Annotated in this window: 11 protein-coding genes; 1 reads left to right on the forward strand and 10 read right to left on the reverse strand. The window is 63.1% G+C overall.

Annotated elements, in window-relative coordinates:
• Positions 1–2: 2 nt before the first annotated feature.
• The 5 genes from CDV46_RS12935 to CDV46_RS12955 form a co-directional block, all read right to left on the reverse strand.
• Positions 3–1094, reverse strand: coding sequence for a hypothetical protein (locus CDV46_RS12935; RefSeq protein ID WP_087722899.1), 1092 nt, complete (start codon positions 1092–1094; stop codon positions 3–5).
• On the reverse strand, positions 1091–6004 hold the full coding sequence (locus CDV46_RS12940; RefSeq protein WP_176399072.1) for an RHS repeat domain-containing protein: 4914 nt from the start codon (positions 6002–6004) through the stop codon (positions 1091–1093). Before CDV46_RS12940 ends, CDV46_RS12935 begins: the two co-directional genes overlap by 4 nt.
• 63 nt (positions 6005–6067) lie before the next feature.
• Positions 6068–10975, reverse strand: a complete 4908-nt coding sequence (locus tag CDV46_RS12945) for an RHS repeat domain-containing protein (RefSeq protein WP_087722902.1) — start codon at positions 10973–10975, stop codon at positions 6068–6070.
• A gap of 36 nt (positions 10976–11011) precedes the next feature.
• Positions 11012–11953 carry a hypothetical protein gene (locus CDV46_RS12950; protein WP_087722904.1) on the reverse strand — a complete coding sequence of 314 codons (942 nt, stop codon included), beginning with the start codon at positions 11951–11953 and terminating at the stop codon, positions 11012–11014.
• Positions 11954–12084: 131 nt separating this feature from the next.
• Positions 12085–12540 carry a MaoC family dehydratase gene (locus CDV46_RS12955; protein WP_087688188.1) on the reverse strand — a complete coding sequence of 152 codons (456 nt, stop codon included), beginning with the start codon at positions 12538–12540 and terminating at the stop codon, positions 12085–12087.
• Positions 12541–12707: 167 nt separating this feature from the next.
• Between CDV46_RS12955 and CDV46_RS12960 the strand changes: the two genes are divergently transcribed.
• Positions 12708–17444, forward strand: coding sequence for a dermonecrotic toxin domain-containing protein (locus CDV46_RS12960; RefSeq protein ID WP_140413357.1), 4737 nt, complete (start codon positions 12708–12710; stop codon positions 17442–17444).
• A gap of 50 nt (positions 17445–17494) precedes the next feature.
• Here CDV46_RS12960 and CDV46_RS12965 read toward each other — a convergent pair whose 3' ends face one another.
• The 5 genes from CDV46_RS12965 to CDV46_RS12985 form a co-directional block, all read right to left on the reverse strand.
• The gene (locus CDV46_RS12965; protein WP_087722908.1) at positions 17495–18022 is read right to left on the reverse strand and encodes a DUF1178 family protein; all 528 of its coding nucleotides are present in this window, start codon (positions 18020–18022) and stop codon (positions 17495–17497) included.
• A gap of 83 nt (positions 18023–18105) precedes the next feature.
• Entirely contained in the window at positions 18106–18699 is a 594-nt protein-coding gene (locus CDV46_RS12970) for an NUDIX domain-containing protein (RefSeq protein ID WP_087722910.1), read from the reverse strand.
• Positions 18700–18807: 108 nt separating this feature from the next.
• On the reverse strand, positions 18808–19119 hold the full coding sequence (locus CDV46_RS12975) for a DUF2818 family protein (protein ID WP_087688730.1): 312 nt from the start codon (positions 19117–19119) through the stop codon (positions 18808–18810).
• 57 nt (positions 19120–19176) lie between these two features.
• Entirely contained in the window at positions 19177–20646 is a 1470-nt protein-coding gene (gene nuoN, locus CDV46_RS12980; RefSeq protein ID WP_087688192.1) for an NADH-quinone oxidoreductase subunit NuoN, read from the reverse strand.
• Between the two features lie 20 nt (positions 20647–20666).
• Positions 20667–22148: an NADH-quinone oxidoreductase subunit M gene (locus tag CDV46_RS12985; RefSeq protein ID WP_087688193.1), complete on the reverse strand. Its 1482-nt coding sequence runs from the start codon at positions 22146–22148 to the stop codon at positions 20667–20669.
• Between the last annotated feature and the right edge of the window lie 15 nt (positions 22149–22163).

The following is a 22163-nucleotide window of genomic DNA, read 5'->3' on the forward strand; positions in this document are numbered from 1 at the left end:
CCTCACCTGACGCCGTCACCGGCAACTTTCTCGCTCGGGTTGAGCACTTCAAACGACAGACGCCGGGAACTCTGCCGCCCTCCCTCGTGAAACCCCACCTGATACTCGATGAGCAGCCGTGAGCCATGCGCCAATGGTGCGAGCCACGCGGCCGGCACCGTCGTAAAAACACCTTGTGCCGCCTCAGTCGACGTGACCCGGTGCGCCGTGCGCATGTAGTGCTGGTAAGCACCCGGTTGCTGCGCGCTCGTACCGTCGCACCACAGCCAGAGCTGCTGCCCTTCGAATGCGAGATGCCAGCGCGGCAGGTCGACGCGCAACCCGTTGGGCAACTTGTCCGGCTCGATGCGATCGCTGCCGGCCAGATCCGGCAACTGCGGCATCGGCATGTCTTGCAGGTTGAACGCCGTCACGACCAGCGACAGCCGTGACGAGTCCGCCATGTCGCCGTCTCGATCGACCGTGTAACCCACTTCTACAGTGGCATTCACATTCGCCGCGACGAGATACGGCTCGATCCCGAACGGGAGAAAATCCGGCACAGTGGCCGGCACCGTCTGCCACGCCGTGTCGATGCTGCCTGCGTCGCTCACGCCATGCCAATGCACCTGCACGCGCTGCCCGGCGAGCATGCCGCCATAGCGCACGTGAACTGCTGTGCCTTGCAGCGCAGAGATCGGATTGAGCCGCCCGCCCGGCGCATCGGAAACGATCGGCGGCACCAGATCCAGTGGTGGTACGAGCAAGACAAGAATCGTCTTCTCCAGCGCAGTGCCGACGACGGTGCCATCGGGCTTCTCACATCGATACGTAATGCTGTGATTGCCTTCGGCCAGCGCACGCAGGGCACTGCCCGGATAGCGCACCTCGATCGGACCGACGTTCTCGTCGTCATCGGTCAGCGCACGCGTCATCGATGGCACATCTACGCCGTCGACCATGCAAAACAATCCGTCACCCGGCGCGGTGCCCGGGGGGAACATCGGCACGTCGGCCGGCAGCGTGTCCTCGTTGGCGGCAAGATACGCCGCGCTCACGCCGTTGGCGTCGACTTCCGGCGCCACCTTCAATGGGAAAAACGGAAACTGTTTCATACCGTGCTCTCTTCATTGGATTCATCCGCCGCTGTACCCGACTGCCTTCGTCGAATCTCCAACGACGCTTGTGACGGCGCCGAATAATAAGAACCCGATGACGTGGAGCCCGACGCCATGCCGGAAATGTTGGTGAAAGTTTGGTAAGCACCGTTCGCGAACAGACCCGTCAGGCCGACGGTCGATGCGGTGCTCGGCGCAGGTGATGACGGCAGCGATGCGACCGTGCCCGCCGAAGACACAGAGCCGCCCCGCGATACCTGCGGGCTTGCGCTCGACAACCGGGTGACCGCCGTACGCGCCGCCTCACGAAATCCCGGCGTTTCGACCGGCAGTCCCCTCCTCGACGATCGCATCCGATCCACGACACTGCGCATGGTGCGGTGCACCGATTGGTGGGCCGCCCGCGCCGGTGCGATCGCGAGGCCGATACCGATCATGCCGACCACACCACTCGCCACCGTGAAGGCTTGCGCCACATCGCTCGCCCCCGTCGTACTCAGCACGATATCCGCCGTCGAAAGCATGCCGGCGACGCTGCTCGTAATGATCGATGCCGCCACCGCCAGTTGTCCCGAGGAAACACTGACTACCGCACCGGTGGCCGTGAGCGCGGCCGTCACACCGACCTTGCCTAAGGCTGCCGCACCGGTGAGTGCGAGCGCCGCCCCCGCCGCACTGAACCCGCCCGCCGAGACGACGGTCAGCGCAATGCCTGCCATGACCCCCAGCACGCCAATCACACCACCGAGCCAACTGGGCAGATGCCCGCTCGGATCGATCGCATTGACCGGGTCGATGCGTGCGTACGCATTCACGCCACCACCGTCGAACGGCGAGAACGTATCCGGCACCATGAAACGCCCGAGCACCGGCGAGTACATGCGGGCATTGCCGAGCCACAACCACTGCGTCAGCGGGTCGACGAGTTCGCCATCGTGGCCGGGCACGCCGTCGAGGGTTGCCGTGTCGGCGCGATAGCCGGTCGGGCCGTAGACCACCCGCTGCGACGCGCTCGCCGGACCGTGCGTGGCGACCACACTGGCCTGCCAGTCGGTGGCGTACACGCGCAACGCCCCGGCTTCATCGATGTCGCCAAGGGTTTCGGCACCGGCGCTGCCGTCGCCCAGATAGGCACGCGAGAACGCGCCGCGAATCTCCGTGACGAGCCGGTTTTCGCGGAATACGCGCTCGTGCACGGGTTGCCCTGCGCGTACCACGCGGTGCTGTTCGTCCAGCGCGTTGTATTGATACTCGACGTGAGCCCCATCCTTCCGCCCAATGGATGTCACCTGATCGAGCGCGTTGTAGGTCACCGTGTGGCCCTGCTCTGCCTCGATCATGCGACCGGCGCCGTCGTAGCGGAAAGTCTCGCGACCGTCTGCACTGCCATAGCCGGTGCGAACCAGCGAGGTCAACTGGGTAGGATCGAGCGCGTTGTCATAGTGATAGACGACCAGCGCCGACGGTTCATCGGTCGGCGGCCACGAGATGATCTGCCGGATGTTGTCGAAGGCATCGAAGGTCCATTGCTGCATCATGATGCGCCGCGTGGGGAGGTGCGGATCACGTGGTGCGTCTTCGCCGATGGCGTAGTACAAATCAATACGGCCGCGCGGATCGTAGGCGAAATTCTCGGTGAGCATCACCTGACCACCCACCATGCGCTGGCGCACGGACAGCGCATCGGTCGCGTCATATTGCTGCGTGATGGACATGCCGGGCTGACCGGGGGCGTCGTAGTCACGCTGCACTTCCCGCCCCACATCGTCGTAGGTGTACGTGGTAGTCAGTCGCAGTTGCGCGGCCTGATGGACCTGCTGCTGCCGCACGCGGCCCAGCGCGTCGTAAGCGAAACTCACCGCCACGCCGGCACAATCGATCTGCGTCAGACGGCCGATCCCGGGCGCGTACTGGTAGCGATAGACATTGCCGGCGACATCGTCGTAAGTGAGCGGCAGCCCCAGCAGCGACCACGTATGCCGGCAGACGCGCTCGCCGTCGGCGCCGGTGTACGAGACTTCCCGAAGGTTGCCCGTGGCATAGCGCAGGCAATGGTATTCCGAAGGCAGCGCCCCGTCGCTTTCGTGCCTCGCGTGGGTCAGCAAACCGGAGTGCGGATCGTATTCGAAGCCGGTCGTCACACCGTCAGCGTGGCGTTGCGTCACGTGGTCCGTGAGCGACGGATCGACGTCGTACACGGTTCGCTCACCTGCCGCGTTCTGCACAACACTCGGTTGCCTGCGGTCCGCGTGGTACTCCCATAACGTCACGCGCTCACCGACCGTCTGAGATGTTTTGCGCAGCAGTCCATCGAGATCGCGGCGTCCCACCTCGACGCCGTTCACGCGCAGCGTGGCGACCTCGTTCTCGTCCGAATGGGCAACGTAACTGCGCTCAACGACGTCGCCACTCGCGCCGTTTGGCAGCATGGTCCGCACTACCCGGTCGGCAAAGTCGAACTCGTAGGTCACGACACGCCCCACCGGGTCGGTGACGGCGACACAGCGCCCCACCCCGTCGTACTCGTAGCTTTGCCGGCTGATCAATCGGTTGCCGTTGTCGTAGCGCTCTTCCCATTCGACTTCATCGAATGCATTGCGCTGACGTACCACCCGCCCCGTTCGTTGGGCGACGGTGTCCAGCCAGATCGTTTCCTCTTGGGTGATCGGGTTCCACTCGGCATGTTCCGTCATGCCATCCGGGCGAATCACGGCCGACTGACGCTCCCAGCCGTCGTACCGATATTGTGTGGTCGCCGCCAAGGGGGTGCCGTCGTGAACGTCGGTGATCGTCTCCGACACCAACCGGCCAAGCGTGTCGTAGACACAACGACGCACTTCAAAGGCCGCGCCCTGTTCGACATCGGGTTCGCGGCGCAGCGTGCTCACGTCGAGACCGGTGCCGTCGAACACGCGCGTATCCTCAACCCCGAATTCGTTGGCCGTCACCTGCCGCACGTTGCCACCGGCTTGCCCGACCAGAAAGTACGAATGCCGCACCGACGCGGTGTACGTGCTGTCGCCCGACGTCGGCGTCGTCGTCGATTCGACGATACGGCCCAACGCGTCGTGGACGAAGGTCACGCGCGCGTCGGCGCCATCGCGCTGCGTTTCCAGCCCGGTGCGCACCGACACATGAATGGCCGTCGTACTTCGCGTCGTGTCGAAATCGGTGTGCTGCGTCTGCGTCGTCACCAGCGCGTCACCGCTCAGTTGATAGGTGAAATCGACAATCGTCTGCCAGGCCCACATCATCCGCGTGCGGCGCTTCACCCGGCCGTGCCGCAGCAACGACGCAGGCTCGTCGTAATACTCGGCCGTCACGGTCGTGTGAATCTCGCCGGGGGTCTCCAGCGTCTCCCCGATGCATTCGAGAAAACCCGGCGCACCCGCCACGAGGGAGGGCAACAGCCCGTAGCGATATCGAGTCGTGCGAGTGGGTGTTTGCCGAGCGGAACCGCGGCGGACCCACGCCGCCGTCGATGCCACGATGGCTTTCGACTTCATCGTTCTTGGCGTCGGCCAGACCGGGTCTGCTGGACATCCCGTTTCTCCCGCCGGGTTGTAGTAAGTGATCTGCTCCCGAATGCCATCGGGCGTAAGCGTCTCGACGAGATTGCCGTAGTCGTCGTAGCGGAAAGTGGTCACATCGTCGCGAAAGACACTGTCGCGACGAAACCGCTCGATACGCTCGGCGGGTAACTGAACGATCGCCGACTGATCGGCGAACGGTTTGCCGGGTTGGTCGTGATACTTCTCGAGCGTCTCGTGCTCGCAGCCGTCTTCGATGCGTCGCTCGATGCGCCGCAAGTGGAAGCGATCGAACTCGCGGTAGATCGTCACGAGCGGCTCGCCCTGCGGCCCGAGTTGGGTCTGCGTGCTGTGATAGCGATAGTCGACCAAGACTTTGTAAAGGGCGTCGGTCGCATCTTCCCAATCGACACCGGCACCAAAGCCGAGAAAGTTGTTCGTCGAATACTGGTAGGTCGAGATACGTTGCGGCAACCCTTCGCCCGGGTCCATCACATGGCGAACGACATACGGCAGCCGCTCGGGCAACTTGTCGGGCGGATCGCCCGCCCGCCGCGGAAAGGCGTGCCCCTCTTCCTCATAGGCAAGGGTCTCGACACTGCCCGTCGGTGATATCACCTGCGTGAGGAATGGCAGGTCGGCCTCGGTGTAACGCTCGTAGCGCAACTGCCAGACCGCCTGTTCGGGCACCGGCAACCGTATCGCGGAGACGAGATCGCCATTGAGCGTCATGACGTAGTCGACGGAGGTCGCGCCGGGGCCTGCGCCGGGCAGCGTGAGGGTCACGGCCTGATCGTTACGCGTGACGCGCAACAGCGGCTTTCGCTCGTGATCGTCGATGCCGACAAGCGACGGATGCCCTGCAAAATGCTGCCATTGCAGATAGATCGAGCGCCCCTGTGCCGACACGATTTCCACCGGCACATAGGGTGACAGCGGATCGCTCTCGTCAAACATCACGAGGCGCTCGCGCCGCCCCGACTTGTACGTGACGATGACCGTCTTGTCCTGCTTCTGCACGGCAAACGTCGGCAACTTCCGGTCGGGGAATTCGATGCGATCGGGATAGACGATAGCCAGATGCGTTTCACCGTCGGACAGCGTCAGACGCTTCGTCGCCGGCAGCAGCCGCGTCATGGCCCATGACCAGCCACGTCCCAGCCCGGCGTCGACGTTTTGCAACGGATCGAAGGCGAGTGACAGCGACAGGTCCGGCCCCGCCAGCGCGTTCATCGCGATCTTCGGCAATGCCACGCGAATGGAATACGTACCGGTGCGCGGATCCACCCCTTTCTCGAGGAAACTCAGGAAGCTCTGCGCGCCGGAGTACAACGCGCCACTATCAGCCTGAGAGCGTTCTTGCGGAATATCCTGCATGGCATCCTCCCCTCGTCTGTCGGCGGGTGCTGCTGAAGCCTTCATTCACTTCATTCACTTCACTCACGCCAGGCTCTCGGACCGCTCCCGGTTCTGCCCCTGTCTGCGAATGAATTGCGACCCGCCGGGCACGCTCTGACGGGCAGGCCCCGCGCCGCGCAGGGCCATCACACGCAGGGCCCGTGGCGTGCCATTCAGATTCGGCGACATGCCTTGCGGGGGCGATCCGATGTCACTGAACGATCCCCTCGGGGTCCCGTACACGGACGACGCCCGGCTGGGTGTCGGCGACTGAGCAGGCGCGAGTTCCAGCCAGTTGACTGGGCTTGTATTGCCTTGACCCGGCGGCTGGGGGGCTTGCCGTTTGGCGCCCGACCGACGACCACTTTGCGCCGCTTCGCGAGCAAGCCTTTCCTGTCGCAAAACGCCAATTCGCCGGTCAAATTCCGCGACGCTGGCCTTCCGCCGAGTGTTCACCACCGACCGATAGGTTCTGAGCGTCGCCGGCCCCCCGAAGAGGAACGCGCCCGTCGACAGGGTCCCGCCCACAGCGCCCAGTATCCCCGCCAGTTCGGTATTGTCCGCGGCACGCGTGGCGGACGAGCCGACCATGGTGAGCGACCCCATAGCGCTGCCGACGATCTTGGCCGACGACAGCACCGCCGTGGTAACGGTGATCCCTTTGGCCGCCGCCAGCGTTGCGGCGCTGCCGGCGGCGGCCAACCCCGCCTTACCGAGCGCAGCTCGCGCCGATACGTTAAGCACAATCCCGACGCCCTTAATGCCCCCCGCGACCGATACGGCAGTGGTGATCGACACGGCCGCAAGCAACGCGGGGATCGTAATGGCCAGCCATTTCGGGATATGGCCAGAGGGGTCGGTCGCATTGACCGGATCGATGCGCGCGTACGCGTTGATGCCGCCGCCATCGAATGGCGCAAACGTATCGGGCACCATGAAGCGCGCGAGCACCGGGGAGTACATCCGTGCATTGCCTAACCAGAGCCATTGCGTGGCCGGATCGGACGTTTCGCCGTCGTACCCGGGCACCCCGTCGAGCACGGCGCTCGTTTCGCGAAAACCCGACGGCGAATACACCACCGCATGCGTAGTCTGCGCATCGTAGGTCTGCATGACGCTCCCCTTGGCATCCAGCGCGTAGACCTGCAACGCGCCGGTCTGATCGATCGTGCCCGCGCCCCCATCGAGATAGACCCGCGACATCGTGCCCCGCACTTCGGTGACGAGCACGTTCTCACGGAAGATTCGTGCGCGGGACGGTTGCCCGGTCAAGGTGACCGTGCATTGCTCGTCGAGCCCGTTGTATCGATACGCGGCAAGTTCCGCGCCGCTTCGCGACACCGAGAGCATCTGATCCAATGCGTTGTAGGTGATGTGGTAGCCACTCTCCGCTTCGATCATTCGCCCGGCGGCGTCATACGCAAACGTCTGCGTACCGTTGGCGGCGCCATAGCCTTCATAGACGAGCGACGTGAGCTGAGTCGGGTCGGCCGCGTTCTCGTAGCGGTAATCCGCAATGCCCGGGTCCGTTGCAGGCCCTTGGTGCCACGTCGTTACCCGGGTGATGTTGTCGAGCACGTCGTAATCCCACTGCTGGAGATAGATGCGTCGCGACGGGTCATGCGGGTCGTGCGGTGCCTGATCGCCGATGGAGGCATAAAGCGCCAGTCTGCCGCGCGTGTCGTAGTCAAAGGTTTCGGTGAGTACAGGCGCACCGCCCAGCGCGCGCACGCGTGACGTCAGCAGGTCAAGACCGTCGTACTGCTGTTCGATGGAGAATGCCGGGCGGCCGGGGGCCACATACTCGCGCAGGATTTCGCGGCCCGCTTCGTCATACGAGTAAGTGGTCGTGAGCATCGTCTGACCGGCCTGCGTCACGCGTTGCTCACGCACACGGCTCAGGGCGTCGTAGGTCAAGGCCGCCGTCACGTTGCCGCATTGCACGTCCATCAGGCGCCCCGTGTCCGTCTCGAAGCGGTAGCGATGATCAAGTCCGGTGACATCGGTGTAGCTGACGGGCAAGCCCTGCAACGACCAGACGTGGGCCGTCGTACGCCGGGTGTCGCCTTCGAGCCACGTCTCGCCGGACAGGTTTCCCGAAGCGTCACGTTCGCACCGGTAATCACTGGCGGGCTGGCCGGTCGTTTGCACGCTGGCATGCATCAACAACCCGGTCTTTTGGTCGTAGTCATAGTCGATGCTGACAGCACCACTGGTGCAGCGCGTCAGGCTCGACGGCAGCGACGGATTGACGTCATAAGTCACGATCTCACCGCCGGGATCGCGTACCTCACGCGGCAGCGTGCGATCGGCATCGAAGGCCCACGTCGACGTGCGTCCCCCGATGGTCTGGCGGCTCACCCGCATCAGGCCGTCGAACTCGCGGCGGCCGATGTCGATGCCGTTCAACCGGATGGCTGCGACTTCGTCGCTATCGGCATGGGGGACGTAGTCGTTCTCGATCACGTCCGTGCCCGGCAGCGTGGTTCGCACGACGCGATCAGCAAAGTCGTATTCGTATTGGGTGCGCTGTTGACGCGGGTCGGTCTCCGTTTCCAGCCGCCCCAACCCGTCGTAGGTGTATGCCAGCCGGCTGATCAAGGTGCCGGCGACGGTCCGGCGTTCGGCCCAGTCAGCGGCGTCGAAGTGATTCATCTGACGGACCGTGCTTGCACTGCGCACCGCCCCCGCGCTCGCCGATGCCCAGCTTGTCTCGACCTGCGTGAGCGGATCGTATTCCGTATGGTCGGTCACGCCGTCGGCGCGCACCACAGACACCTGCTGATCCCAGCCGTCATAGAGAAACTGCTTTGTCACGGCAATGGTTTGCCCATCATGAATGTCACTTGTCAGGTCCTGCGCGGCGCGCCCGAACGCGTCGTAGTCGATACGGTGAATGTCATGAGGCTGTCCCTGTGCCACGTCCGGCGCCATGCGCGTCTCGCGTACGAGCAGGCCAGTCCCTTCGAAGACTTGCGTCGTCACGACACCAGACGCCGTCGTGCTGATCTGACTCGCCTCGCCCCCGGCCAGCCCGATGAGCGTAAAGGCGTGTCTAAGCGTCGCCGTGTAGGCACTCTCGCCGGTCTTCGGCGTTGTGGTCTCTTCGACTACGCGCCCCAGAGCGTCGTACACGTACGTCACGATCTCGTCAGCGCTCTCGCGGCGTGTTTCCAGACCGGAGATGACCGAGGTATGGCGGCTGGTCTGAGTGACGGTGTCGTCGAAATCGGTGCGGGTCGACTCTTCCGTGACCAGCGTGTCGTCGGCCAGCGCATAACTGAACCCGGTCGTGATGCTGCGTCCGCCCATCGCCTCGACCTGCTGTTTCAAGCGGCCGTGCAGCAGCAGCGAAAGCGGGTTGTTCTCGAAGTCGTACGTGTTCGTCTGATGGACGCCGGCGGGGGTCTCCAGCGTCTGCTGTATGCATTCCAGATAACCGGGAGCGCCCGGTGCCATCGAGGGCAACAAGGCGTAGCGATGGCGTGTCGTGACGGTCGCCGCGACTTTCGAGCCCGGCACCGCTGTCGCAGGCACCATTGCCGTCGTCTTCACTGTGTGCGGCGTGTCCCAGACAGGGTCCGGCGGACATCCGTCTTCTCCGCCGGGCAAATAGTACGTCGTGCGCTCCGCGGTGCCGTCCGGACCGATTTCTTCGGTCGTATTGCCCCACGCGTCGTAGCCATAGCTCGTGAGATCGTCGCGCGACACCCCGCCGCGCCGAAACCGCGTGGTATGCGTGCGGATCTGGTTGACGGTGATCGGCTGGTCATGCCACGGCTTACCCGGTTCCTCGTGATATTCAGTGAGCTGACTCTGCTCGCAATCGGCTTCGGTGCGACGCTCGATGCGCGTGCCGTGGAAGCGGTCGTATTCGCGAAAGATCGTGACCTGCGCGGTACCCGCCGTGTTGAGCTGCGATTCGGTACTTGTATACCGATAGTCGCTCGTGACCTTGTACAGCGCGTCGGTCGCGTCCTCCCAGTCGACACCGGCTTCGAACCCGAGAAAGTTGTGCGTCGAATACGAGTAGGTCGTCACGCGCAGCGGCTGCCCCTGACCGGGATCGAGCGCGTGGCGTGCGACGTAGGGCAGCCGTTGGGGTTCCGTGCCTACCGGATCGCCCGCACGCAGCGGAAACGCGTGTCCGCGTTCTTCATAGGCGATGGTCTCGACACTGCCCGTCGGGGAACGCACTTCCGTCAGCATCGCGAGATCGGCGGCGGTGTAGCGGCTATAGCGCAGATGCCAGGCCACTTGCCCGGGAAGGGGCAGTTCGATGGATGAGACGAGATCGCCTGAGAGCACCAGCCGGAATTCGATCGCGTTGCCGTCGGTGCCGGTCAATGCGATGGTGGCGGCCTGCGCCGTGCGGCTGGCGCGCAGTAATTCGCGCCGTTCGTGATCGGCGATCGTGGACAACATAGGCTGCCCCTCGAAATGCACCCAAGTCAGGTGAAGCGAGCGGCCCTGCGGCGAGATGATCTCGACCGGGACATACGGCGATAGCGGATCACTGTTGTCGAACTTTGTCAGCCGCTCGCGACGGCCTGAGCGATAGGTGACGGTGAGTGTGTCGCCCGCTTTTTCGGCGATGAACGTCGGCAGTTTCTTGTCGGGAAATTCGATGCGATTTTCATACACGATAGCCAGCTGAGTTTCGCCATCCGCCAGCGACAACCGTTTGGCACCGGGGCTCAGACGGCTCATGCCCCATGACCAGCCGCGCCCCAATCCGACGTCGGCATTCTGCAAGGCATCGAAAGCGAGCGACAACGCCAGATCCGGCCCGGTCAGCGCATTCATTGCCAGCTTGGGCAGCGCCACCCGGAGGGAGTAAGTGCCGGTGCGAGGATCGACACCCTTCTCGAGAAAACTCAGAAAGCTTTGTGCGCCTGAGTACAACGTGTTGCTATCGGCCTGCGCCGGTCCTTGATGCGTGCCTGTCATGGTGCGCCCCTGTCATTGTTGGTCGGACCGGGATGCTCAGGCTTGGCTGAGTGTCAACGCATCGCACGCGGGCGTAATGTTCACGCGCACCCGGTAGGGCGTGCCGTACTGATCGCGCAACGTGTAGGTGCAGCCCTGCGCGTTTGCCGCGCCCTGATAGGGCCCAAGACTGTCGTTGGCGACGAACGCGATGGCGGCACAGGCGACACGTGGCCAATCGTTCTTCGCCACGCGGAACGCCCCGGTGTATTGGACTTGCGAATAGACAAATTCGGGGGTCGGCTGCTGGTCGGTCGGTGGCTCGGCGTAGCCGCAAAAAGCGCCACTCTGAGAGTTCGGGCTCAACCACTTGTAGCTACTGGCGAAACTCGCCGGGGCCACTTCCATCGTCCGCATCGCCTGACGCGCACCCGTGGCCAGCACGAGGCCGAGGTAGTAGATGGTGACCTTGATGTTCGAGCCGACGGTGTATTTGTGCGTCTGCTCCCAGTCCTGATTCCACGCCGAGAATGGCGGGCTGACCGGGGCGACGGGAATGAGATCGACTGTACCGTCTGAATGGCTGATGTTTTTTGAAAAGATCTCCTGATTGTTCTCCAGCGTGATGCGCATGCCGATCGTCTTCCTCGCATTCGCGAAGTCCGCCGTCTGCACGTAGTAGTGAAGGAACTCCCTGTTTTCGACCGCGATATCAGCGCCGCCGGGATGGAACTCATACACGTTCTTCGCGAGCGATGACCCCCATGTCCCGATAGGCACCGGCATTGACGAATCGACGAGGGGCACCTCCTGCTCCGAGTTGCCGTCGACCACACGAAGCGTCGCGGTTTCCGCAGGCGACAAGTTCTTGTCGGCTATGAGTTCGATTTCCAGCCGGACCTGACAAAGCCCGTTGTTGTAAGTCCGTTCGCCGCCGGAGCTGACGGTGACCTTGAACGTATGAATGATCGTTGCACGCTCGTCCGATTTCGTATCCATGAGTCACCTCGCCGCAGTGGCAGTATGCGACCCATGTTACGAGCGCCGATATGCCACACAACTGTCAACGTTGACAGGTCGGCGAGGATGCCGGGGATGCGCGCCTCAGGAACTGCGTTTCAGACTGCTTTTCAGGTGCTGCGTTTCAGGTAGAGGCCGGTGCCGCGAAAACGGCACACTTCTTCGCCGTGCTGGTTGGTCGCCGTCCATAGCTGGCGCACGATGCCGCGATCGGGGCGGCTTTTGGACGGCCGCACTTCGAGCGTGCTGCTGGTCACGTTGATCGTATCGCCCGGGCGCACGGGGGCGAGCCATTCGATCTGCTCAACGCCGGGCGAGCCCATGCTCGAGGAGCGCACGAGCAGCTTGTCGACGTTGAGCCGCATCATGATGCTGCACGTATGCCAGCCACTCGCGACGAGCCCCCCGAAATGGGACGCTCGCCCGGCCGCTTCATCCACATGGAACGGCTGTGGATCGAACTGCCGGGCGAAATGCACAATCTCGTCGGCAGAGAAGGTGTACGTCCCGAGGTCGAACGTATCACCGACGGAAAAGTCCTCAAAGTAGTACTCAAGCGTTGCCATGACAGCCTCCTGTGACCGGATGAGAGAGTCGGGAATGCCCGGATAATGCCGCGCCTTAATCCGCCACTTTACACCCAAGATGAACGGTTTTTGATAGCGGCACGGGCTTCGTCACGCCCACCATGAATCGCCTCATCATCAAGATTTCGTGCAGCGATATTGGAAATATGATTAGCACTACGAATATAGTTTCAACCGCCTCCCCCATCAATTCGGCAACCGCCTGCGGTGCCTCTCCCAATCAGCAACTCACCGGCACGTCTGCCCCGGCAGAAGGTCACGCGATCGTCCAGACGTTGCTTGCCGACCTGCACGTCCCCGATGCCGCCCAGTGGGCGCAACAGTTGGCGCAGGCTTGCGCGGAGAATACGGGGCTTCGCACCAGTCTGATGCTGGCGCTCACACAGACACCGCTTGGCGACATCGCGAGATGGCTTGAGGCGGACAATGATCCGCTCGTCCGGACACTCAACGATCACGCGGATCTTGCAGAAGGCATCCTCGCCTCGCTGGAGCGCGCACTGCTGGCGCGGCGCCCGTACGAGTCGCTTGAAGAGGTCGTCGCCGGCGTCACATCGCGAGACAATCTGCGCAATATCCGGCGCTCGTATGCGCGGGACGACGGTCGCCGCCAACGCGAGTTCGACGCGCGAGACGGCCCGCTCGACGTCGGCGATCGCTGGAAACAGGATCTGTGCGACACATTTACCTGGTTGCGAATGATGGGCACCGGCCACGATCCGTGGCAACAGGATCGGGATTACGAAGCCATGGCGCGGGCGCTGGCGGCCGAAATGCCCGCCGGACCGGATCACCCCGCGTGGCACAAGCATGGCGCCATCGGCGTATTGACCGGGCTGCTCTATGCGTTCGGCGGCGTGAAAACGACGTTCGACGCGATCGGCGACTGCCTCATGCGCGTCGTCGACAGCCTGGGCACGGCCGTGAATGTCCCGCTCCCCGCCGATCCGCTGGTGTTTGCCGCCGCACAAGGCGCCGTGATCGAGCGAAGCACGGCCCTGCCCCAGCCGCTGCGGCATGCCCTCCATCATCAACTTCACCACCATCATCATCACCATCGGAAACACGACGTCCACACGCTCTCGCAGGGATCGCAGGCCGACGGGGTGTCTGCCGCGCACACCCATCATGTGCATGGGCACCGCCGCCATCAACGACGGCATCTGAACGAGACGCACACTCCCGAGCACTCGCCGCTGGCGCCGTCCGCGACGATTCAGCGGCTGATCGCCCTCGCGACGACCCAGATTGCCCGGCATGAGGCGCAGTTCGATTTCACCGCACGGGTCGCGAACATCACGGACTGGTCGCAGTTGATCCGGAAAAACCTCGCCGCGGCCGCCACGCCCGGCCGGACCCCGTTCAACTCGGACCAATGGTTTCTAAACCGATTCCGGTTCTTCTACCCATCCAAGGAAAACGGGGCACTGGCCGGGCAAATGGATCGCGGCGGCCTTGAGGAATCGACGAAATTGACGCGGGCTGCCTTGCAATATTTCGGGTCGGGGGAAGCCCTCGGCGGCGCCGATGTGGAATACGGCATCTATACGCACGGCACCCCTCGGCTCGGCCACTATCTGCCGTCCGGCGAGTCGACCCGGCTGAGCGTGAGGCGACTCATGCAGACCATTCACGCCACTCGGCCGGTGCCGCTCCAGACACTCGACGCCATGCGCTCGCACAACACCAGCACGCCGCTCGATGCGCCGCTGTATCGCCACGGGGTCACGATGCTCGCCTACGATGCCGAGCTGGAATACGCGGCCGGACAACTCTCGCAGACCGGGCTGATCCTTGCGCAACTCGTCGCTTATGCCCCGAGTGCGGCGCTGCGCATCGCGTCGGATTCGAATCTGGCCGAGCTTCAGGGGTACACCGTCGATGTCGAGATTCCCGGGCGCCGCGGTCTGTCACGCCCCGGCGGCATGTTCGCAGTCTCGCAGTCTGCGAGGACGGCAACGGACAGCGGGGGGCGGGTCATTCTGTACGCGGCCGGCAGCACCGCGCCGCTCAGGGAGTACGCCTCGATCGGGCATCTGGTGCAGGACTTCGCGCGTGGCAAGGTGTCGGGCGCCTACGGCGACATGATGCAGCGACTGCCCCTGTCGATTGCCCGGGACATCATGAACGGCACGGTATGCGCGATCTCGCTGACGGCAACGGACGGCGATCTGGTGCACCTGTCGCTGGCGTCGAGCGCTGAAGTCATCGGCAACGACATACGACGCGCCGGCAGACAACTCGTCTCAGGCGAACGGCGCACGGCATGGGCGCACTGGCTGGCGGGGGTGCCGTCAACCGACTTCGAAGCCGAACTCGAACGGCCGGCGCCGCAGGTCACCGGATTCAAAGACCCGCTGCCGCCACCACAGCAGCTTCACATTCGTCTGGAGACCATGCAGCAGGTGCGGGCAATGACCGACCTGCGCGCCAGCGTCTCGGCGGCACTGCCCGACCTGCGGCGAGGTGCCGTGCAGTATGCCGCGCAGTTGGTCGAGGATATGTCGGGGGCCAGCATCGACGCGGCAAAGGTGTACATGCACGTCTACGAGATGCATATCGGGCAGGGACCGATCGCCAACCCGCCATGGAAAACGGTGCAGGCGTCAGGGACCGGCACGCTGGACCAGATCGTTCTCGACATTGCACAAGGTGAGCGCGAGACGACGTTGTCCGCCAATACGGAAGCCATCTTCTCGCTCGACAGCGAACCCCACGGCGCCCGCGCGCTGTCCTTGGGATCACTCACGCCGGTGCAGTTGCTTGCCCGCATCGATGCCGGTCATTTCATCGCTCAGCAAGGCCGCCGGCTCGACACCTTCTGGAATACGCACGAGGGGCAGGTGCGCAGCGCACTGAAAAGTGCCTTCGTCATGGATGCCTTTCTGCAAGGGCACGAGCGCACCCTTGGCGCCGAAGGGGTAGACATCGCACGACGCATTGCCCGCTGCGAGCGCATGGATTTGCTCGACCTCGACCACTTGCCGGAACATTTCGTGCTTGCGGGCTCGCGCCTGCAAACGGCGTGGCTGCGCATCGGCGAGGCGATCTCCGATATTCAGGAATTCACGGATCTCCGCAATGGCTGGATTCTGATTTACACGCCACGCCTGTTGGCGAACAGCGTGAAAGAATTTCCGGACCGCCGGCAGCTCAGCGACTGGGTGAGAGCCCAGGCGCGAGACCCGCACACCTGTGCCCGGCTGCTCAGTTGCTTCTCGCAGGCAGACCGCCGTGACGAAATGGCCCCGGGCGTCGACGCCGTGCTTGCCGCCATCGACATCGGGCCATCCACGCCACACAAGATTTTTCCAAGCGAAACGTTTGTGGGTGACCCGTTCTCGGAATTTGTGCACGTGTTCCGCCAGCGCACACGAGACGAGATCATCAACCCCCGTATGGCGCTGCCGGCCAACCCGCAAGCGGTCATTGTCTCGCGCATTCTGCAATCGCTCGCGATGCTGAACTGGATGACCGGGTTCGGCATCGTCGTTGAGGCGCCTGTCCCCGGCCTGCTGGAAGCCAACGTCATGCTGTCCTTCAACAACATCGCCATGGGCGGGACCACCGCCGCGCTGGGTGACGCACAGACCCGCCCGGCGGGCTGGGCGTCGTTGATGGCGGGCATTGCCGGTGGCATTCCCATCGGCTACCACTACAAGGCCAGCCTTACCTTTCAGGACGAAGTGCAGTTGTTTATCAACCGCACACCGTTCGAGCAGCTCAAGCGGCTGATGCCCAATCTGTACCGAAGCGAGGCGGGATTTGTGGCGGCATCGGGGGACGCCCGCTTCGACGTGGAGTACTACCCCGCGCAGGGGACTTGGCGATTAACGGACCCTACCGGGCTGAACGGACCGGGGCCGGCAATTTCACAGACGTCGACCTACGAGTGGGTACTCGACGCGGCAACGCCATCGGCCGAGAGCACGGCCCCCGCTGCGTCGTCAGTGTTTCATGACGACATCAGCCGAAATTTCGTGGATGTGGAATTCAGGGCAAAAAGCGCGGCACTGGCAAACGCAGTCGTCGATGCCGACCGAGAGGCCTTTCTCGCCGGCAAGATCGAGGCCGGGGCCAGCCCGCTGCAATGGGACGCGTCGTACCGCCCTGCCGACCTGCTGAAACTCGACTTCACCGACCCGGCACAGAAAGACCCGCGATTGCTTGGCATTCTGGCACGCCGGATCAACGATGCCCTTCGGTTCGAATCAACCCAGCGAGCTATCGCCAACGCCCGAATCATCGCCGAGGACGTCCGCGCGGCAGGAGGAATCTTCGAGCCCTTCACGCAGGCGGCCTACGTCAACAGCAATGCCGACGGTCACACCGGCTTCTGCCTGCCCTTGACACGTGCGATGGCGGCCGCGCTCCACATTGGCCGCGACGGCGCATTCATCGGCAACCTGCGGCGCGCCATCGCCAATCCGCAATCGGAGGCCGCGATCCGGCTGCGCGACAATCTCGTCGCGCTGCACTCGAGTGTTCCGGCAAATCGGTTGGAGTTACCTCTGCACGGCATGCGCAGTGGGGAGAACGCGCTGAACATGGAGCAGCTCTTCCGCCTGTTTACGGCCGGGCACCTCGACATGCGCACGTACGTCATCAAGACGCGGGCGCATGCCATGTCCGTCACGGTGGGGAGCCGTGCTTCGTGGTTCTACGATGCGAATTTCGGGTTGGCCCGATTCAGTACCCCGCAGCAGCTTGCGGTAGCTTTCGCGACGCACCTGACCGAGCGAGGACTGGGCCGTCTCTACCAGTCGTATGGCACCGCCGACAACCTGCTCTTTCTCGTCGACACGCTACAGACACAGTTGCTGCGGCACGTCGGGCTGCGCCCGGGGATAACCGTCAACGACATCCTGAAACCGATGTTGTGACGAGGGACTGAGGCGTGATGAGGCGGTAGTGCGCTGGCGGCAAGGGCGCCCTATTGCAGGGTTTCTTTCGCGCCTTCGGGGATGGGCAGCGCCATGACATCAATACCCTCTTCGGCAAGGGCCTCGGACTCTTCGCGTGAGACGGTGCCGCGGATATTGCGCTCCGGGGCTTCCTGATAGTGGATCTTGCGGGCCTCTTCGGCAAAATTCTTGCCGACGTCTTCCGTGTTGGCGATCACATGGCGCACTGCCTTCATCCACAGCGCCTGAATCTCGCGTTGCGCTTGGGCGACTTCGGGCGGCAATGACGGGGCAGACGAGGGACCGGACTTTGCGGCGCTCCCCTTCGCTCCCGGGGAGGTGCCTGCCGAGGCAGCCGAAGCGGCCGAAGCGGCATTGCGCCCCGTCGCGCCCGACAGATTCAGGCGCGGGGCTGAAGGCACGCGCACGATGCCCGTGTCGCCGCAGACGGGGCAAGCGACCAGCCCGCGAGACTGCTGCGAAAGGTAATCGTCCTCCGAGCCGAACCAGCCTTCGAAGGTGTGCTCGTGCGCACAACGCAAATCAAAAACCTTCATGACGCAATGAGTGTGTCCCTGCCCGGCCATGGACCGGGACCGGAATCAATAGAGGGGCGCCCGCTGCGGCGGGCGCCGTGGCTTCAGCGCAGCGGCGAACGCTCGTTCGGCTGCCAGACTCCGGATAATATCTTTTCCAGCCAGAACGCGCCGATAACCGATTTGACGTCCGTGATACGGCCATCGCGCACCCATTGCAGCAACTCGGTGGCCGGCATCTTGAACACATCGAGAAACTCACCGTCGTCGAGCTTCTGTTCACCCAGCCTAAGGTCACGCGCCAGCCAGATATCGATGAACTCGGTGGAATACGAAATCACCGGGTGGATACGCGTCAGGTAGTCCCAGCGCTCGGCGTGATAACCGGTCTCTTCGAGCAGTTCGCGCTTGCCGCAGGCCAGACCGCCCTCGGCTTCGTCGAGCTTGCCGGCAGGCAGCTCGGTCATCACGCGGCGCAGCGGATAGCGGTACTGGCGCTCCATGAGCACCTGCCCGTCTTCGAACAACGGAATCACCATCACCGCCCCCGGGTGCGTGGTGTATTCGCGCGTGGCCGTCTTGCCATCCGGCAGACGCACGCTGTCGCGCTTGATGGTCAGGAATGCGCCGTCGTAGACGGTATCGGTCGTGATCTGCGTCTCTATGAGGTGCTGATCGTCTGTTTGACGTTGTGTCATGAAACCTCCATGGCGGCACAAAGCGTGCACGAAACCGGTTCAAAACCCATACAAAACCATACAAAACAAAACGCCGCCCAGTGGGCGGCGTCTCATGAAGCCAACATCTTACGCGGCAGCCGCCGGTCGATGACGCCACAAGTACCGGTAGACGAACCCCGGAAACGCGAACACGACAAACAAGCTCGCCGTCACCGCGTAGAACTCCCAGCCCTGAGCGAACACGTTGCCGATGCTTTTCTCGATCAGATAGCCGAGTGCACCGACCACAAAGTACGCCACCACCATCTCCAGCAGACGCAGCCACAACGACTTCACCGGCACCTTGCGGGGGATGAAGCCGAACAGGCGCTGGTTCACGAACGGCAGGTTCGCGCCGAGCAGCGCCAGCAGAATCACAAGCGTACCACCTGCTGTCATACCCATCGTTCGTGTCTCCCGTCTTTCGTCGCGTCGGCTAGCTTCAGCTTGCCGGTATTAGCTCGCCAAAGTCAGCTTGATCGTGCGCAGGCACCAGTCCATCAGCGGACCCGGCATCAGGCCGAGGTACACCAGCACCAGACCGTTGAGCGAGAGCACCAGACGCATCGTGCCGCTGCCTTCCAGCGCGTTGCTGTCTTCCGGCTTGTCGAAGTACATCAGCTTCACGACACGCAGGTAGTAGAACGCACCGATCAGCGAAGCGATCACGGCCACGACGGCCAGCCACACCATACCGGCGTTGATCACCGCCTGAAGCACTGCCAGCTTGGCGTAGAAGCCTGCCAGCGGCGGAATGCCGGCCAGCGAGAACATCAACATCAGCATGACGAACGCGAACCACGGGCTACGCTGGTTCAGGCCCTTCAGATCCGACAGGTTTTCGGCTTCGAAACCCTTGCGCGAGAGCAGCAGCACGATACCGAACGTGCCCAGCGTCGTCAGCAGATAGATCACGCTGTAGAACAGCGACGATCCGTACGCGTCGGCGATACCGTCGATCTTGCCGCCCACCACGCCCGAGAGCATGCCCAGCAGCACGAAGCCCATGTGCGAGATCGTCGAGTACGCCAGCAGACGCTTGACGTTGGTCTGTACGATGGCCGTCAGGTTACCGATCACCAGCGAGAGCACCGCCATGATGATCAGCATCTGTTGCCAGTCGATCGCCAGCGGCAGCATGCCTTCGACGAGCAAGCGCAGCAGCAGCGCAAACGCACCCAGCTTCGGCGCGCCGCCGATCAGCAGCGTGACCGGGGTCGGTGCGCCTTGATAGACGTCCGGCACCCACATGTGGAACGGCGCAGCACCGAGCTTGAACGCCAGACCGGCCACGATGAACACCACGCCGAACACCAGCACGATCTTGTTGACCGCGCCCGAAGCGATGACTTCGAAGACCTTGGCCAGTTCGAGCGAACCCGTCGCGCCGTACATCATCGACATGCCGTACAGCAGGAAGCCCGAAGCGAGCGCACCCAGCACGTAGTACTTCATGGCCGACTCGGTCGCGTTGGCCGAATCGCGCCACACGGCAGCGAGGGCGTACAGCGACAGCGACATCAGTTCCAGACCCAGATACAGCGTCAGGAAGTTGTTGCCCGAGATCATCACCGACAGCCCCAGCAGCGAGAACAAGCTGAGGATGTAGAAGTCGCCACGGGCCAGGCCGCGCGCTTCCAGATACTTCTGGCCGTAGACGAACGTCATGAACGTTGCCAGACCACCGAAGGCCTTGAGCAGGTTCGACATCGGGTCGGCGACGAACACATTGCCGAACAGGTAGTGCGACGCCGGGTCACTGGCGTTACACGCCCACAGCACCGACACGACCGCCGTCGTGATGAGTGCCAGCACGTAGTTCAGCTTGCGCGTCTGGCCGAGGAACGCGTCGCACATCATGATCACGAGGATCATGAGCAGCAGGATGGCCTCCGGCAACGCAGGCAGCAGATTAATGTTTTGCATGATCTAGATTTCCTCCCCGATTACGGCAGCTTGGTCTGCGCCACGTGGGCGAGGAGGTTAACCACGGAGGTGTGCATCAGGTCCGTGAAAGGCTTCGGATAGATACCCATGAACAGCGTGAGTGCAGCCAACACGGCCAGCATGAAGAACTCGCGCTTGTTGATATCGATCAGCTCGCGCACGTGGTCGTTGGCAATCGCACCGAAGATCACGCGCTTGTACATCCACAGCGAATACGCAGCACCGGTGATCAGCGAAGTGGCTGCAAGCAGACCCACCCAGAAGTTCAGCTTCACGGCACCCAGAATCACCAGGAACTCACCCACGAAGCCCGACGTTGCCGGCAGGCCGCTGTTGGCCATCGCGAACAGCATGAAGAACGCGGCAAACTTCGGCATCGTGTTCACCACACCGCCGTAGTCGGCGATGTTGCGCGAGTGCATGCGGTCATACAGCACGCCGATACACAGGAACATCGCGCCCGACACGAAGCCGTGCGAGATCATCTGCACCAGCGCACCCTGCATGCCGATTTCGCTGAACATGAAGAAGCCCAGAATCGCGAAGCCCATGTGAGCGATCGACGAGTAAGCCACCAGTTTCTTCATGTCGGTCTGCACCAGCGCCACGAGGCCGATGTAGACGACGGCGATCAGTGCGAGCGTCACCATGAAGCCCGACAGATAGTGGCTGGCATCCGGTGCGATCGGCAGCGAGAAGCGCAGGAAACCATACGCGCCCAGCTTCAGCATGATCGCGGCCAGCACGACCGAGCCGCCGGTCGGGGCTTCCACGTGAGCGTCCGGCAGCCAGGTATGCACCGGCCACATCGGCACCTTCACCGCGAATGCCATGAAGAACGCCACGAACAGCAGTATCTGCACGTTCATCGGGATCTTCGCCGCGTACCAGTCGGTCAGCGTGAACGAACCCGTCGCGTTGTACAGATAGATCAGCGCGACCAGCATCAGCAGCGAGCCGAGCAGCGTGTACAGGAAGAACTTGAACGCGGCGTACACCCGGTTCGGACCGCCCCACACACCGATGATCAGGTACATCGGGATCAGCGTGGCTTCGAAGAAGACGTAGAACAGCAGACCGTCTTGCGCCGAGAACACGCCGATCATCAGACCCGAGAGGATCAGGAACGCGGCCATGTACTGCGCCACGCGTTCGGTAATCACTTCCCAGCCCGCGATCACCACGATCACCGTGATCAGCGCGGTGAGCACCACCAGCCACAGCGAAATGCCGTCGATGCCCAGGAAGTAGTTGATGTGAAAGCGTGCAATCCAGCTCGTCTTTTCGACGTACTGGAAGGCCGACGTGTTGGCGTCGAAGTTCGAGATCAGCGGCAGCGTGACCAGGAAGCTCAGCAGCGAACCGATGAGCGCCAGAACACGGGCACCCGTCGGGTTACGGTCATTTCCCACCGCGAGGACAACGATCCCCGACAAGATGGGCAGCCAAATGGCCAGACTCAGAAGCGGTAGCGATTGCATTTTTTTTGTGGCTCC

The organism is Pandoraea sp. PE-S2T-3 (genome assembly GCF_002179965.1).
Lineage (GTDB): Bacteria > Pseudomonadota > Gammaproteobacteria > Burkholderiales > Burkholderiaceae > Pandoraea.

Coding starts and splice junctions, on each gene's coding strand:
- CDV46_RS12935 (WP_087722899.1), bottom strand. CDS start 1,094: ATGAAACAGTTTCCGTTTTTCCCATTGAAGGTGGCGCCGGAAGTCGAC.
- CDV46_RS12940 (WP_176399072.1), bottom strand. CDS start 6,004: ATGCAGGATATTCCGCAAGAACGCTCTCAGGCTGATAGTGGCGCGTTG.
- CDV46_RS12945 (WP_087722902.1), bottom strand. CDS start 10,975: ATGACAGGCACGCATCAAGGACCGGCGCAGGCCGATAGCAACACGTTG.
- CDV46_RS12950 (WP_087722904.1), bottom strand. CDS start 11,953: ATGGATACGAAATCGGACGAGCGTGCAACGATCATTCATACGTTCAAG.
- CDV46_RS12955 (WP_087688188.1), bottom strand. CDS start 12,540: ATGGCAACGCTTGAGTACTACTTTGAGGACTTTTCCGTCGGTGATACG.
- CDV46_RS12960 (WP_140413357.1), top strand. CDS start 12,708: ATGATTAGCACTACGAATATAGTTTCAACCGCCTCCCCCATCAATTCG.
- CDV46_RS12965 (WP_087722908.1), bottom strand. CDS start 18,022: ATGAAGGTTTTTGATTTGCGTTGTGCGCACGAGCACACCTTCGAAGGC.
- CDV46_RS12970 (WP_087722910.1), bottom strand. CDS start 18,699: ATGACACAACGTCAAACAGACGATCAGCACCTCATAGAGACGCAGATC.
- CDV46_RS12975 (WP_087688730.1), bottom strand. CDS start 19,119: ATGACAGCAGGTGGTACGCTTGTGATTCTGCTGGCGCTGCTCGGCGCG.
- nuoN (WP_087688192.1), bottom strand. CDS start 20,646: ATGCAAAACATTAATCTGCTGCCTGCGTTGCCGGAGGCCATCCTGCTG.
- CDV46_RS12985 (WP_087688193.1), bottom strand. CDS start 22,148: ATGCAATCGCTACCGCTTCTGAGTCTGGCCATTTGGCTGCCCATCTTG.